Here is a 15,112-nt window from a genome sequence, read left to right on the forward strand (position 1 = left end):
TCCATTTTTTTTTTTTGAATAATCTTCGGAATTACATTCATCGAATCGTTCTTCGTATCTTTTGCCCGAAAATGGAATTTTGGAAGAAAAACTTATATATTCTTTGGGGAACACAATTCCTCGCAATGCTGGGAATGAATCTTATCGTTCCTTTCCTTCCTTTTTTTATCCGTCAACTTGGCGTACGCGAACCAAACGAACTTGCACAATGGAGCGGCTTGGTTTTTGCGGGACCGTTTTTCACAGCATTTATTGCAACTCCGCTTTGGGGAACGCTGGGCGACAAACACGGAAAAAAAATCATGGTCGTGCGCGCAATTGTTGGACTTGGTTTGTCTCAAATTCTCATTGGATTTTCTGCAAATGTATATCAACTTTTTATTTTTCGGATGCTTCAAGGAGCAATCAGTGGATTTATTGCCGCCAATCTTGCGCTGGTATCCACTTCGACACCGAAAGAAAATATCGGATATGCGTTGGGAATGTTACAAACCGCTACTTCACTCGGAACGGTACTTGGACCAGCAATCGGAGGAGTGCTTGCAGATATCATCGGTTATCGCGAAATATTTTTTGTGGTTGCTGTGCTATGTTGCGTCGGCGGATTTGTTGTTTTTAAATTTGTTCAAGAAATCCCCCAACAAACGGAAGCGAATATATCATTGTCCGTAATTTCAAATTTCAAATTTATGTTCACCAATCGGCAACTTGCGACAATCGGTGTTACAATTATTCTTTCACAAGGTGCAGCGTTAATGATTGAACCGATGTTTGCATTATTTGTTGAAAGTTTCAAATTAACCACGCAATATCTTTCAACACTAACGGGAATTATCATTGCAGTTTCCGGTGTGTTTATGGTCATATCTTCTCCTTGGTGGGGAAAGCGAAATGATGTTTTGGGTTACAAGAAAAATATTTGTTTTGCTTTAAGTGGAACAGGAATTGCTTACATTCTGCATCTCATCGTTCCGAATTTATTATCGCTTGGTGTATTGCGAGCGGGACTTGGATTTGCGCGCGGTGGAATATTACATTCATTGTTTTCGCAAGTAAGTTTGCTTTCTCCGAAAAACCGAAAGAGTGGTCTCATCGGGGTTGCATCAAGTTTAGCAGTATTTGGGAATATGATTGGTCCTGTATGCGGAGGATATATTGCAAAGCACTTTGGTATTCTATCAGTATTTTATGTAAACAGTTTTCTCTTTCTCGTTGCGGCGTTCATCGTTTGGAAATTTTTTCAAGATATTCCAAAACAAGCGAGCAATGAATCAACGGATGTTGTTGAAATTATCGAGTAATGATAGAAAAGACTCACTGTTATTTCGTTGGCACAACGAATAACCGTGTTAATGTTGAATTTAAATTCGCAACAGAGAATTGATTCTCGCTACAATCATATCAATTGCCACAAAATTTTCACCTCCTCGTTGCAAAATAACATCTGCCCATCGTTTGCTCGGTTCGACAAATTCCAAATGCATAGGTTTAACAGTTTGATTGTATTGCTCTATTACAGATTCAATAGTGCGACCACGTTCGAGTAAATCGCGTTTTAATCTGCGAAGCAACCTTTCATCAGCATCAGTATCTACGTAAATTTTTACATCAAATAAATCACGAAGTTCTTTTTCAACAAAAAGTAAAATTCCTTCAACAATTATTACATCGCGCGAATGAATAATTTGCGTTTCTTGAAGGCGGCGGTATGTTTTGAAATCATACATTGGCTGATGTATTGCAACTCGCTGACGAAGTAATTTCAGATGTTGAACAAGTAAACACGTTTCGAGGGCGTTGGGATGGTCGAAATTGATATCTTCAGGAGAAAGTCCATCGAATCCGGAAATATCCTTGTAATACGAATCGTGTTGAATCACAACAATACGTTCGTTATCAAGTTTCTCTCTGATGCGTTCAGTAATAGTCGTTTTTCCTGAACCGGTTCCCCCGCAAATGCCAATAATCAGTGGATGTTCCATAAAGTTAATTCTTTAAAAAAATATATGAAGAAACCAAACAGTGAAAAACGACAATCAAAGTGTGAATCGAAGTATTTTTTGAAAATTATCATTAGAAATTTAGTATGAAGAGTAGTATATTAGCCCACAAACAAAAAAGTTTTGACCCGTATTTTCTTTGTTCAAATATTATTGTTTAAACTAGCACATGAGTGTTGTCGCAATTTCACATAGATTACAAAATCAAACTTATCCCGTAATTCTAAAGTTTCTTTTTTGTTGCATAATCGCAGGACTATTTCATTCACAGAATAATGCACAAATACGAGTCTATTTCAACAAAAGTGTTGATACATCGTGGAAACGATTTGGAATAAGCGCGCAAGGCAATATCGTTGTTTACAGAAAACTTATTGAGAGAATTCATCAAGCAACATATTCGATTGATATTGCGATGTATTCAATGAGCATAGACAGTATTTCATACGCTCTCATTAGCGCAAAAAAACGCGGTGTGAAGGTTCGGTTCGTTTATCGTAATACTAATAATGGCGACATTTACCAATCATCCGTTGCAATGCTGCGCGATTCTGGATTGCATATAATTCAGCGAAAACAATCAAGCGGCATTATGCACAATAAATTTTTTGTGTTTGATGCGCGGGATTCGTTGCAACAAAATCCTGGAGTGTTCACTGGTTCATTAAACTTTACTTTCACAGGTCAAAATGACGATTGGAATAATGCTATAGATATTACAAATCGCCCACTTGCATTGACATATACAAAAGAATTTGAAGAAATGTGGGGAACCGCAGGAGATATTGGTGATACGGCAAATGCAAAATTCGGTTCATTCAAATCCGATAATACTCAGCACACATTTATTGTCGGCGGAAAAACCGTTGAATGTTATTTTTCTCCTTCTGATGGAACGAACGCAAAAATTGCAAACGCTTTAAGTACAGCAACATCAAATATTTCATTCGCATTATTGAGTTTTACTCGACAAGAAATCGTTGATTCTATGAAGAAACGAAATAAAAATTTCAACGCTACCGTACGTGGAATTATGGAACAAGCAGATGTTCCTGCCGTCTTCGATTCGCTTGTAACGTTCGCACAAATGTACAAACATACAAGCACAGGACTTTTTCATCATAAATATGCAATTATTGACGAAGGAAAAACGACTGCAAAACTTATTACCGGTTCCCACAATTGGTCTTTGAGCGCAAACACTACAAACGACGAAAATACGTTAATCATTCACAACGACACGATAGTAAATTTATATCTTCAAGAATTTGAAAAACGTTTGAAAGATGTTGGAAGTATTATCACTGGAAATATTTTCAACGATGTGGATAGCAATGGAATTCAGAACAACGGCGAAACAGGCGCAGAGAGTTTGCAAGTGAATCTCATTTGGGGCGATACGCTAACAACTCGTTCAACTGCAAACGGAAATTATCAATTTACGACTGCTCCGTTTGGAATTTCATCAGTACGTTTTGGAACGAATGCAAACTGGACGCAAACATTTCCAGCAAATAACAGTGGATATTCAGTTACGGTAACTTCGATGGGACAAAATTTTACAGGAAAAAATTTTGGCGCACATCAAACTGTCATCGCTCCTCCAACACCAATTGCTCCAAGTTTTATTCGCGGAATGATATTTCACGATGTAAACGCAAATGCAAATTTTGAAAACTCCGAAACAGGACTTAATGGATGGACTATTACCATTAGCGGCGATACTTCATTTTCTACGATAACAAATGAAGACGGATATTTTTCTTTCGATAGTCTTACACCGGGAACCTATCAGATTCTATATTCCTTACAAGAACAATGGTTTCAAAGTTTTCCTTTCAATCTCTCGCAGTACGAAATTTCCATTGATAGCGGCGGAACTATTGTTGAGCAAATACATTTCGGTTTGTATCAAACGGGAAATATATCGGGAACTGTGTTTCACGACCTTAACGCAAATGCTCTTCGAGACAATAACGAAAACGGAAATCAAAATTGGAAGATCTATTTACAAACTTCAACACTCGAGTCAACGCTCACCGATGCAAACAGCAATTATTCATTTACAAACATTATTCCTTCGGCGTATGTTGTTGCTGCTGAGTTAAAAAATAATTTTATACAATCTTTTCCTGCTTTTCATCATTTCAGCGGAACAATATCTTCTGGTCAAACAATATCGAACTTGACGTTTGGATATTTTCAAAACGGAACAATCACAGGAATTATTTTCAACGATATCAATGCCAACGCTGTTCGCGACAATAACGAAAGCGGAATCCAAGACTGGAAAATTTATCTACAGACTTCGAAACTCGAATCTACGTTTACCGATGCAAATGGAAGTTACACGTTCTCGAATATTATTCCTTCGGCGTACGTTTTAACGACGGAGACAAGAGAAGGATTTGTAAAAACATTTCCCTCAACAAATAATTACAATGGAATTCTTTCTTCAGGAGAAACGATTGCTTCATTGAATTTTTCATATTATCAAACGAGTTCGATTACCATTAAAAAAATCATTGACAGCGACGGAACTCTTTCTACCTTGAATGACAGAGTTGGAACACTGTGGCAACTGTTTTTGTATAAAAATTCTGTTGCAAACGAAAACCTCATTTCTTCGGTCAATGATTCAGTATTTTCAATTTCACAACTTCCACCGGGAATATATGTTGTCGCAGAAAGCGAAAGCACATATTGGAAACACTTGACAAACACAATTTCAGGAACAACAACGAGCGATACGGGAACAACAGTTTCTTTTTCAATTTCTAACGGAGCACATGCAAACATAACGTTTATCAATTCCCGATTGGATACGACTTCGTATCGAACGTTTTCGCAACTTTCGTTCGGTGGAAAAGCACAATCGTTACGACAACCAAAGAATAAACCATTACCGATACCAAACGCTAATAATATTCGCGACACGGTATTTTCAAAGCGGTTTAAGAAAAAAGACGGAGGATTAGTTGTGGGCGTTGCGAGAAAAGATAGCGCAAAAATGTACGGATGGATTCGCGCAACAGATTCTAAATCGTTAATCAATTTTCTTCCGTTGTCGGGAAAAGCGCAACCGTTCGATTCCTTAGGGAAAAAATTGTTTGTCAAGGAATTTCAACTTACAGCACAAAGCGGAAAAAGTTTATTGAAAAAAGGATTCAACAATCATTTGGTTGGCGAATTGCTGGCGTTGCGAATGAACATTACAGCAAGTGAACTGGAAATAACACCAAAGAAATTCGGAAAACTACAATTTGTTGACGAATCAAACCCTGTATGCAATGAAAAAACCCTTGAAGAAATTGCACGTATAACGGATACGGCATTAACTCAATGGCGCGGAAAAGATTCATTATTGTATGATTATTTAGATTCAGCAATAACGAAAATAAATAATGCATTCACTGCTCCCATTGATAGCCCGTATAACGGCGTGTTTTATTTCAAAGGAGCAGCGCAATTGCACCAAATAGATTTTCTGAAGAAACGACAGGAAAAACATTTTCCGTTTGTTTCTCCTTCCTATGAAAAAGAAAACCAATATTCTGCTCTTGCGTTATTTGAAAATTATCCGAATCCTTTTAATCCAATAACGTCTATTAGTTTTCATATACCGGCAACGAGTTCATCAAATCGAATTACATTAAAAATATATTCGCTTCTCGGAAAAGAAATAGAAACGCTCTTAAACAATCAAATCATAGAACCCGGATTACATCGTTATTCTTTTGATGCATCGCAATATTCGAGCGGAATCTATTTTTATACACTTTCAACAAACAACAGCACTATTTTGACAAAAAAAATGATATTGCTAAAATAACAATTTTATATACTTATTCCAGAACGTATTTTTATGAAACAGAAATTCCTACAACTTTTACTAATTCTCTTTCTGTCAAGTTCACCACTATGGAGTCAAGCAACGTTTATGTCCATAACCAACGGCAACTGGAATGACTTCGGAACATGGCTGAAAATTTCTGGGAATGACGAGGATGGAATTCCAGACGCGAATGATTCAGTTCGCATTGCAGTTATTCAAACTGATACCGTTACTGTAAATACAAATTTCAATGGAGCATGTGCAAAAATTGAAATAGGCTCATCTCTCACTGCTTCGGGAGGACTTCTGAAATTCGCAAATAGTACCAGCACATTAACTGTCGGAAACGTCATTTTATATCAATCAACTGATGTTGTTTCGAGAATAATTGACATAGGAAACGGAATGTTGACGGTTTTACAAGGACTTTCATTTGAAGCAACAGATTCAACATCGAATCATAAAACCATTGTCAAAATAACGACAGGAATTTTAACAGTGAACGGAAATATTCTTTTTCATTCAACAAATGCTGCAAATGCTGTACTTGATATGTCGAGCGGCGCAGGACGAATCAATCTCAGTGGCAGTATTACGCTCGATAGTGTCGGTACAATATCCACAGCAGAATTAGGCAGCATTATTAATTTCAGCGGAACTACATCTCAAATTGTTCCTCTCGATATTCCCGGTTTCGTGTACGAAAATATTTACATCAACAACACAAGCGCCGATGGGGCACGATTGAATGGAAATATCACTACTTCAAACGTAACAAGTGATTTGAAAATTCAAGTAGGAAAACTAAAAACCGGTTCGTTTTCGATTACAGGAAATGCCTCCAAGACAATTCAAATTGATAGCGGTGGAACTCTTACGCTTGGCGATAGTAGTTCCACAACAGGTTTTCCAACGGGATATGGAACTATCGTATTGAATTCTTCAAGCACCGTAATTTATGCGGGAGGAAATCAAACGGTAGGAAATATTTCCGGGGGGTATGGAAATTTAGTTTTGCAAAGCGGATTAAATTCTGCGACAAAAGTGATGCCCGGAACTGATGTAACAATCATTGGTTCGTTCACTGTGCAAGCAGGAAGCGGAACATCTGTTCTTGTTACTGCGAACAGCAACATCACCATTGGAAAAGATGTCATAATCGGAAGCGGCGGTGTTTTAGGATTTGGAAATTTTTCTCACAGCGTCGGAAGAAACTGGACAAACAGCGGAGGATTGTTTTTTCCTTCGCAAAGCACGATTACGTTTAATGGAAGTACACAACAAACACTCGATGGACCAACGTATTACAATATTGTATTTTCCGGTTCGGGAACAAAAGTTGCAACGGCAAGTTTAGCAATATCCGGAAATGTAACGATTAGCAACGGAACTCAATTTAATGGAGGAAGTTTTGACCATTCTGTTCAAAAAAATTGGGTGAACAATGGAGCGTTCCTTTCAACAGGAAAAGTTACGTTCAACGGTTCATCTGCACAATCCATTGATTCTTCGGGTTTTTACAATATTGCGTTTAGTAATTCGGGAATAAAAACTCCAACGAATCCACTGACAGTTTTACACGATGTAATTATCAACAACGGAGCAACGTTCAACGGAAACAGTTTTTCGCATACTGTTAACGGCAATTGGACTAACAACGGAACATTCACTCAAACAGGAACGACCATTACTTTTACGGGAACAGATACGCAATGGATAAGCGGTAGTCCGTTCAATAATGTCGTTGTCAACAAAAGTAGCGGAATAGCGATATTAACGGGTAACGCCGATATTGATGGAAATTTTTCAGCCACTTCCGGTACATTCGATGCTTCTTCGTTTGTCATTGACAGAACTTCAACGGGAGGAACATTTACACTGGGAAACAATACAACATTCAAACTTGGAGGAACGAATAGTTTTCCTATTCGATTTTCTACACTCTCGTTTTCAAATTCTTCGACAATAGAGTATAGCGGAATAACGCAGTCATTAACACTTGAAAATTACAAGAATCTCATATTAAGCGGAACAGGAATAAAAACTGTTGGACTCAATACAAACATTGCAGGGAATATAACGGTGCAATCGGGAGCGACGATTAATGCAGCAATGTTCACTGTTAACGGAAGCGGAACAAGCAATCTCGATATTTATGGAGGCATAAAAATTCCAGGCGCATCACTTACATCAAGTTATACAAATTTTGATACGATTTCTCTCAAAGCCAGCAACACGGTAGAATATTCCGGAGGAAATCAAACAATTGACTCAACGCTTGCATACACCAGCATTTCTTTTAGCGGAAGCGGAACAAAAACAATTCTAAAAGCACTGACACTCACGGGCGGAATTACCGTTGACGCAGTTACCGTGAACGGAAACACATTTTCCCATTCATTTGGAGGAAACTGGACGCTAATGAACGGAGGAAGTTTTTCTTCAGGCGGAACGATTACATTCAACGGTTCAAATCAAAATATTTCTGAGGCATCGTTTAACAATGTTGCTTTTTCAGGAAACGGAACAAAATATGCGATTGGAAATCTCACCGTTGGTGGAACGTTCACCATATCGAGCGGAGCCGCGTTTAACGCAGGACTATCTACGCATTCTGTGCAAGGAAATTTTGTGAACAATGGTACATTTTATGATTCAACAAGCACGTTTGTTTTTAACGGAACAAATGCCCAGTTAATTGCTGGAGCAACGTTTGAAAACGTAACTCTGAACAATTCAAGCGGAGCATCGCTAACAAAATCTATTTCCATTAACGGAACTCTGAACATACTTTCGGGAAACTTAACAACAAACGCTGATAGTGTTATTCTTAATTCATCTGCTGTGTTGATAGAGAACGGAGAAAATCAAGTCAGTGGTAAAATTCGTACATCGCGCATCATACTTCAGAATGTTACAAACACTTTCGGCGGAATCGGTATTGAAATCAACGCAGGCGCAACATCACCTGGTCAAACTGCTGTATCAAGAAAAACAGGAACTGCATTAAGCGGAACCGGAGTATATTCTTCCCATAAATCCATCAAACGATATTTCGATATTGCTCCCGCAGTCAATTCCAACTTGAACGCAGTTGTAACGTTTCATTACATTAATTCGGAAGCCGATACACAAAACGAATCGAAACTTTCTCTATGGAAAACGACAAACAATGGTACTTCTTGGATGAAAATTGTCGGAACTGTTGATACGTCTGCAAATACTATTGTCATTGATAGCGTGCAAAGTTTTCACAGATTCACTGCCGCTGACAGTGCAAATAATTTAACACCGGTTACAATTACCATTAGAAAATTTGCAGACGCTGATGGAAATATTACGACGACAAACAATTGGACAAAAAAGAAATGGAATTTGCAACTCAGAGAAAATTCTGTCAACGGAACCTTATTGAGTGAAGTAACGAACGATAGCATTCTTTCACTGAGCAATCTGTCAGAAGGAACGTATGTCGCCATCGAAGCGGATAGTGCGCGTTGGAAACATCTTGGTTATAGAAGAAATTATGGTACGCCGACGGAAGATACGACCAACAATTATGTTGTCATCAATGCAAATGGCGGAGAAACACAAACGGTAGAATTTATCAATTATATTCCCAATAATGTAACGATCAAAAAAGTTCAGGATGTGGATTTAAATTTCAATACAACTACCGACAGAAGCGCAAAAAGATGGAAAATGTATTTATATAAAAATTCTGTATCTCAAGCGAACTTGCTCGATTCAGTAGATTCCGATACGTTGCTCGCTCGTGGAAATCTCGGAGACGGTACGTATGTTGCTAAAGAAGCAGATAGCACGGGATGGAGTGTGCTGGGTTATCTTTTGGATACAAATGCAACGCAAAGCACTTCGAAAACAGTTACGTTTACTGTAAGCGGAGGACAATCGCGCACCGTAACATTTGTCAACAAATATCCCGCAAAAATTACTGTGCGTTTTTATCGTGATACTGATGGACTACTAGCAACTACTTCTGATAAAAAAGGAAAAAAATGGTCTATGAAGTTGTACAAAGATTCCATTTCTGCTTCTTCGCTGATTGACACGGTAAAATCCGATAGCGTTTTAAAATCATCTGATCTTGTAGCGGGAACATATATTGTAACCGTTGCTGATAGCGGCGGAAATTGGACAAATATCGGAACTGTGATTGATTCCACTACAATAAAAAGCGCCGGAAGAACAAGTGATACAATAACAGTAACAACAGGAAATTCAAGAGAAATTTGGTTTGTGAATTTCAACGCAAACAATATTACCATAAAAGCAATGGAAGACCAAGATGGCAATATCAGTTCTTCTACAGACAGAATTGCGCATAATTGGCATTTGCGTTTGTATAAAGACTCTATTAGTGCAACTAAACTCTTGCAAGAAGTAACCTCCGATACACAAATTACTGCTCTTAATGTAGGCGATGGAACATATTATGCGCTGCAAGTTGATTCTACGCTATGGACTGATTTGCGCACTGTTGCTTATGGAACTCCGGAAATTTCACTCTTGAGCGATACGATGACCTTGAGTTTAACCGGAGGAAAAATATACAACATACAATTCTTACACTACAAACCGGATAAATCTAAATATCGTACGTTTTTACAGAGCGATTACACGAAAAAAACCATTAAGTTAAAAGTCAAGAAAGGATTGCTTCGACCAATGCCCAATGGAGGAAACGTACGCGATACTGCATTTGCAAAAATATATAAGAAAACTCCAGCACTATTCGGTATAGATAAAACAGACAGCGCCGCATTCTACGGATGGCTTGTGCTTTCCAGCGGAAACAATGTTCGTTCTTCGCTCCCTCACGACGGAACTCCACGGGGATTAGATAGTATGGGGAAATCCGTATTAAAATTAAAACCGATTCTGAAAAAACAAAAAAACATCAAACCGTTGTTACACAACAACAGATTACTCGGCGAAGCAATTGCGCTTAAAACGAACATTGCCGCAAGCGACGCATATATTACAAATTCCGGGTTCGGCGATTTGTTGTATTTTGATAGCACCGATGTTACAAACCACGCAAACAATCGCACAATTAGAAAAATTGCTTCGACGGTTGATACACTGTTAACATACTGGAAACAATTTGTTGGAAGTCCACTCTATACAAATTACGATAGCATTTTGAAAAAAATAAATTTAGCGTTCGCTGATGTGATGGATACCATTTCTGTTTCACCCTTAAAAATAACAGGAACAAAATCAGTACAAACAATTCCGTACCTTGTCAAAACTAATTTCAAAGAAGTTCCTGAAGTTCCGATTCCTTACATCCCGTTTCCCAACCCAACGTCGTTTGAATTGTTACAGAATTATCCCAATCCGTTCAATCCAACAACAACCATTCCATTCAAAATGCTCGATGACGGATTTGTAACAATCGTCCTTTACAATATTTTAGGACAAGAAGTATTACGAATTATTGACAAAGAATATTTTCTGTTAGGTGAACATGAAATAGAATTCGATGCAACGGAATTAACTTCAGGCGTATATTTCTCCAGATTATACATCAATGGAAACTTGGAAAGCCATACAATGAAAATGCTCTTACTCAAATAGCAGTCATTTCCACAAATTATTTTCTCAAAAGGCAACTTTCTCCGAGTTGCCTTTTTTGTTGATTGAAGGAATCGGCGCGAAATCTTTTTTCAGGAAAGCGTTTTAAAATCAAAAGGCAACTTACTCCGAGTTGCCTTTTTTTTTATGCTTCGTCTAATTCGATGGATTTCTTTTTTTCCATTCTGTTCCGTTCGTTGTGGTCGAGATAGCGTTTGCGGAGACGAATAGATTTTGGCGTTACTTCAACATATTCATTATCGCCAATCCATTCAATCGCTTTTTCGAGCGTAAAAATACGCGGAGGTTCAAGTCGCACCGCCTCATCGCTTCCGCTTGCGCGCATATTGGTGAGTTGTTTTGTTTTGCACACATTCACCACCATATCTTGCTCACGCGAATTTTCTCCGACAATCATTCCCGCATACACACGCGTTCCAGGTTCAAGAAAAAACACAGAACGTTCTTGCAATTTCCACATTCCATACGCAACTGCTTCGCCATCTTCTAATGCAATGAGCGCACCTTTTGTCCGATGAGCAATTTCTCCCTTGAACGGTTCGTAACCGTGAAAGTTGTGATGCAAAATTCCCGTTCCTTTTGTTTGCGTCATAAATTCATTTCGGAAGCCGATGAGTCCGCGCGCGGGAACAAAAAATTCCAATCGCGTATTGCCACTATTAGAAATCATATTTTTCATTTCACCTTTTCGGCGTCCCAAATTTTCAATCACAACACCGATAAATTCGTCGGGAACATCAATAATCACGTGTTCAATCGGTTCGCAGAGAACGTCATCAATACGTTTGTAAATTACTTCGGGACGAGAAACTTGCAACTCATATCCTTCGCGGCGCATTGTTTCAATCAATATTCCCAAATGCAATTCTCCCCTTCCACTCACGCGAAACATATCGGGAGAATCGGTGAGTTCAACACGCAGCGAAACATTGGAGCGCAATTCTTTCGTCAATCGCTCAGCGAGATTTCTTGTTGTAACATATTTTCCATCTTGTCCTGCAAAGGGAGAATTATTGACAACGAAGTTCATCGAAATCGTTGGCTCTTCAATCGCAACAAACGGAAGCGGCGTCGGGTCGGCGATATCGGCGATTGTTTCACCAATATCAACATCTTCCATTCCGGAAATGGCAATAATATCACCGGCGTGCGCTTCGTTTGTCTCCGAGCGTTTCAATCCATCGAATGTGTAAATTTTTGTAACGCGCGCATCTTCAATCGTTGCATCGCGATGAATCACTTTCATCGGCGAACCGAGACGAATTGTTCCGCGCGAAATTCTTCCGATACCGAGACGACCGAGATAATCGTTGTAGTCAATCGAAGTAACAAGCATTTGAAACGGCTCATCCGAATTTCCTTCCGGCGGTGGAACGTTATTCACAATCGCCTCAAATAACGGTTCAAGATTGATTGCTTCAGAATCTAAATCAGTTTTCGCAATTCCTTGTTTTGCAATTGCATAAATTGTCGGGAAATCGAGTTGCTGGTCATTTGCGCCGAGGGAAAGAAAAAGTTCAAACACCATATCGAGAACTTCGTGCGAGCGTGCATCTTTCCTATCAATTTTGTTGATGACAACAATGGGTTGCAAATTCAAATCAAGAGATTTTTTCAAAACGAATTTTGTTCCGGGAAGCGGACCTTCTGCCGCATCAACAAGGAGCAAAACGCCGTCAACCATTTTGAGTGTTCGTTCAACTTCGCCGCTAAAATCCGAGTGCCCCGGCGTATCAACGATATTGATTTTTATTTTTTGTTTTTGATTTTTCTGCTGATAAAAAACTGATGTATTCTTTGCAAGAATCGTAATTCCACGCTCTTTTTCCAAATCGTTTGAATCCATTACGCGCGTAACAACTGTTTGGTTTTCGCGGAAGGTTCCTGTTTGCCGAAGCATGTGGTCAACGAGTGTCGTTTTCCCGTGGTCAACGTGCGCAACAATTGCAATGTTTCGAATGTCTGTTCGTTTCGTCATTAAATGATTAAAGTGGTAAAGAAATAAAAACGCCTCGCGAGGTTAATTGCGAGGCGTTGTGTTAAAAAAAAACGCGGGTAAAAGATAAGAAAAGTGAACGAAGAGAAAAACTAAAACGTGAACGTCATTCCTACTTTGTATGAATTGTACATTAAGGGTTCCGTACTGGTAAAGGGCCAAGTGCATTTTCTCTTTTCTGAGTTCATAGAATGCGTATGCATATCCATTTTTTAAAATGAAATTTACGATGGGACCTGTGTTGGGAGACGAACGAACAATTTCTTTCACAAAAGAATCTAACATCTCTTCTCCTATCATTTCGACAGCATAACTTCCTGTGAATTTCCAGAAACTCAAACGTGGAAAAATAATCTGTCGCTCATAATCCGCTCGAAGAGTCATCATTGGAAATATTTGCAGAAGAATTCCTCCCACCATCATTCTTCCAAAACGAAACGATGTGCCAAGATAATCAAGTTTTTGCTTATCCGTTAGCAATGTGGAAGAGTTGCGTGTATAAATATTGAGTTGTAAAAAATGAAAATAACAAAGCGAATACTATTGATATACGATTCATACAATTTCTCCGAAAAATTTGTAATACAAGAAATGTTTGATATGAGTATTTGACTGTGTCAATTGAAAAAAGTTGCAAAAAAAAAACCCTTATTTCTTAAAAAAGAAATAAGGGAATAAATCACATTGGAGAAAACTACACCACGGAATTAAACAGTACGGTAGCAATTTGTTCACGCACATTTCGAGTAAAATACCAGCCACTGTCAATTCGTTGTTGAATGATATCAAGGTTTTTCCTTTTGCTTTTTACGAATTGCGCTTGGGCTTGGGAAGAAAGAGTAATTTCATCTCGTTTATTTTCATCCGTGCGAGGCGTACTATCAACAAACGTTGATGGTACAATGGATTTGTCTGAATGTATTTTAGGGATATTCATAAAAGTTATCCTTGCTGAATATAATTGGTAATTAAATTGCGCTTTTGGCTATGTTGTAATTGTTCGTATAATTGACTATTCCACTCTTGAAGAGTAGAAGTTAACAGTTGTTCTTTATCGTGCAGTTGAAAAATAATTTTTTCTGAATAGGATTTTTTTTGCAATCCTGCTTGGCGAATAGTATCTTTTTTGCGTATAGCATCTTCAATAAGTGAACCGCGACGTTGCAAGAGTTCTTCGATGCTCTCAATGTCCTGATGTTGTGCGCTCAAAAGCATTTCGTCTGTTAATCGCAATATCTCTTCCAGTATTTTCACAGAATTATTGTTTATATGTGTGTGTAACATTGAAATAGATTTATGCACGTTTGTCAAAAACAACGCCTCTTCGTTCAAAGAGATTTTCGCTCGCTTTTGTTACTTCTTCAAATTCAAGAGTGCGTGAAACCTTTGTATCCGTGTTTTCCAACTCTGCTTTTGAATTTCCGGTTTCTTCTTCAAATGAAAATGACAGTTTCATATTTTTCATCACTTCAGCATATACTTCTTTGTTGGAAGTTCCTGCTGAAGACGAACGCTTCGAAAAATTATTCTGCGTTTTTCTTCGTTGATTTTTTTCTCGTTTACTTTGTTTCGCATTTTCACGTGTGTTTTCTCCTATGGAAACAACGCCGTGATACGCTTCAACCCCATCTACCTGTCGAGGCATATAAAAAAAACTTC

9 protein-coding genes are annotated in these 15,112 nt (G+C 38.4%); 3 read left to right on the forward strand and 6 right to left on the reverse strand.

What is annotated here, in order from left to right; all coding sequences use genetic code 11:
- The first annotated feature begins 71 nt into the window (after positions 1-71).
- Positions 72-1,301 carry a multidrug efflux MFS transporter gene (locus FJ218_05560; protein ID MBM4166366.1) on the forward strand — a complete coding sequence of 410 codons (1,230 nt, stop codon included), beginning with the start codon at positions 72-74 and terminating at the stop codon, positions 1,299-1,301.
- Positions 1,302-1,361: 60 nt separating this feature from the next.
- On the opposite strand, the gene FJ218_05565 is transcribed toward FJ218_05560, so the two are convergent.
- Positions 1,362-1,982: a uridine kinase gene (locus FJ218_05565; protein MBM4166367.1), complete on the reverse strand. Its 621-nt coding sequence runs from the start codon at positions 1,980-1,982 to the stop codon at positions 1,362-1,364.
- A 187-nt stretch (positions 1,983-2,169) separates the two neighbouring features.
- On the opposite strand from FJ218_05565, the gene FJ218_05570 reads away from it, so the two are divergent.
- The gene (locus FJ218_05570) at positions 2,170-5,832 is read left to right on the forward strand and encodes a T9SS type A sorting domain-containing protein (protein ID MBM4166368.1); all 3,663 of its coding nucleotides are present in this window, start codon (positions 2,170-2,172) and stop codon (positions 5,830-5,832) included.
- 33 nt (positions 5,833-5,865) lie between these two features.
- Positions 5,866-11,439, forward strand: coding sequence for a hypothetical protein (locus FJ218_05575; GenBank protein MBM4166369.1), 5,574 nt, complete (start codon positions 5,866-5,868; stop codon positions 11,437-11,439).
- Between the two features lie 142 nt (positions 11,440-11,581).
- On the opposite strand, the gene typA is transcribed toward FJ218_05575, so the two are convergent.
- From typA to FJ218_05600, 5 genes are all read right to left on the reverse strand, one after another.
- Positions 11,582-13,435: a translational GTPase TypA gene (typA, locus tag FJ218_05580; protein MBM4166370.1), complete on the reverse strand. Its 1,854-nt coding sequence runs from the start codon at positions 13,433-13,435 to the stop codon at positions 11,582-11,584.
- A 42-nt stretch (positions 13,436-13,477) separates the two neighbouring features.
- Positions 13,478-13,933 (reverse strand): hypothetical protein, encoded by a 456-nt coding sequence (locus FJ218_05585; protein MBM4166371.1) that lies wholly within the window; start codon positions 13,931-13,933, stop codon positions 13,478-13,480.
- A 214-nt stretch (positions 13,934-14,147) separates the two neighbouring features.
- Positions 14,148-14,390 (reverse strand): hypothetical protein, encoded by a 243-nt coding sequence (locus FJ218_05590; protein MBM4166372.1) that lies wholly within the window; start codon positions 14,388-14,390, stop codon positions 14,148-14,150.
- A 5-nt stretch (positions 14,391-14,395) separates the two neighbouring features.
- Entirely contained in the window at positions 14,396-14,737 is a 342-nt protein-coding gene (locus tag FJ218_05595; protein ID MBM4166373.1) for a hypothetical protein, read from the reverse strand.
- A gap of 10 nt (positions 14,738-14,747) precedes the next feature.
- Complete coding sequence (locus tag FJ218_05600; GenBank protein ID MBM4166374.1) at positions 14,748-15,098, reverse strand: hypothetical protein; 351 nt, start codon at positions 15,096-15,098, stop codon at positions 14,748-14,750.
- Positions 15,099-15,112: the final 14 nt, after the last annotated feature.

Source organism: Ignavibacteria bacterium (genome assembly GCA_016873775.1).
In the GTDB taxonomy this organism is placed as follows: domain Bacteria; phylum Bacteroidota; class Ignavibacteria; order UBA10030; family F1-140-MAGs086; genus JAGXRH01.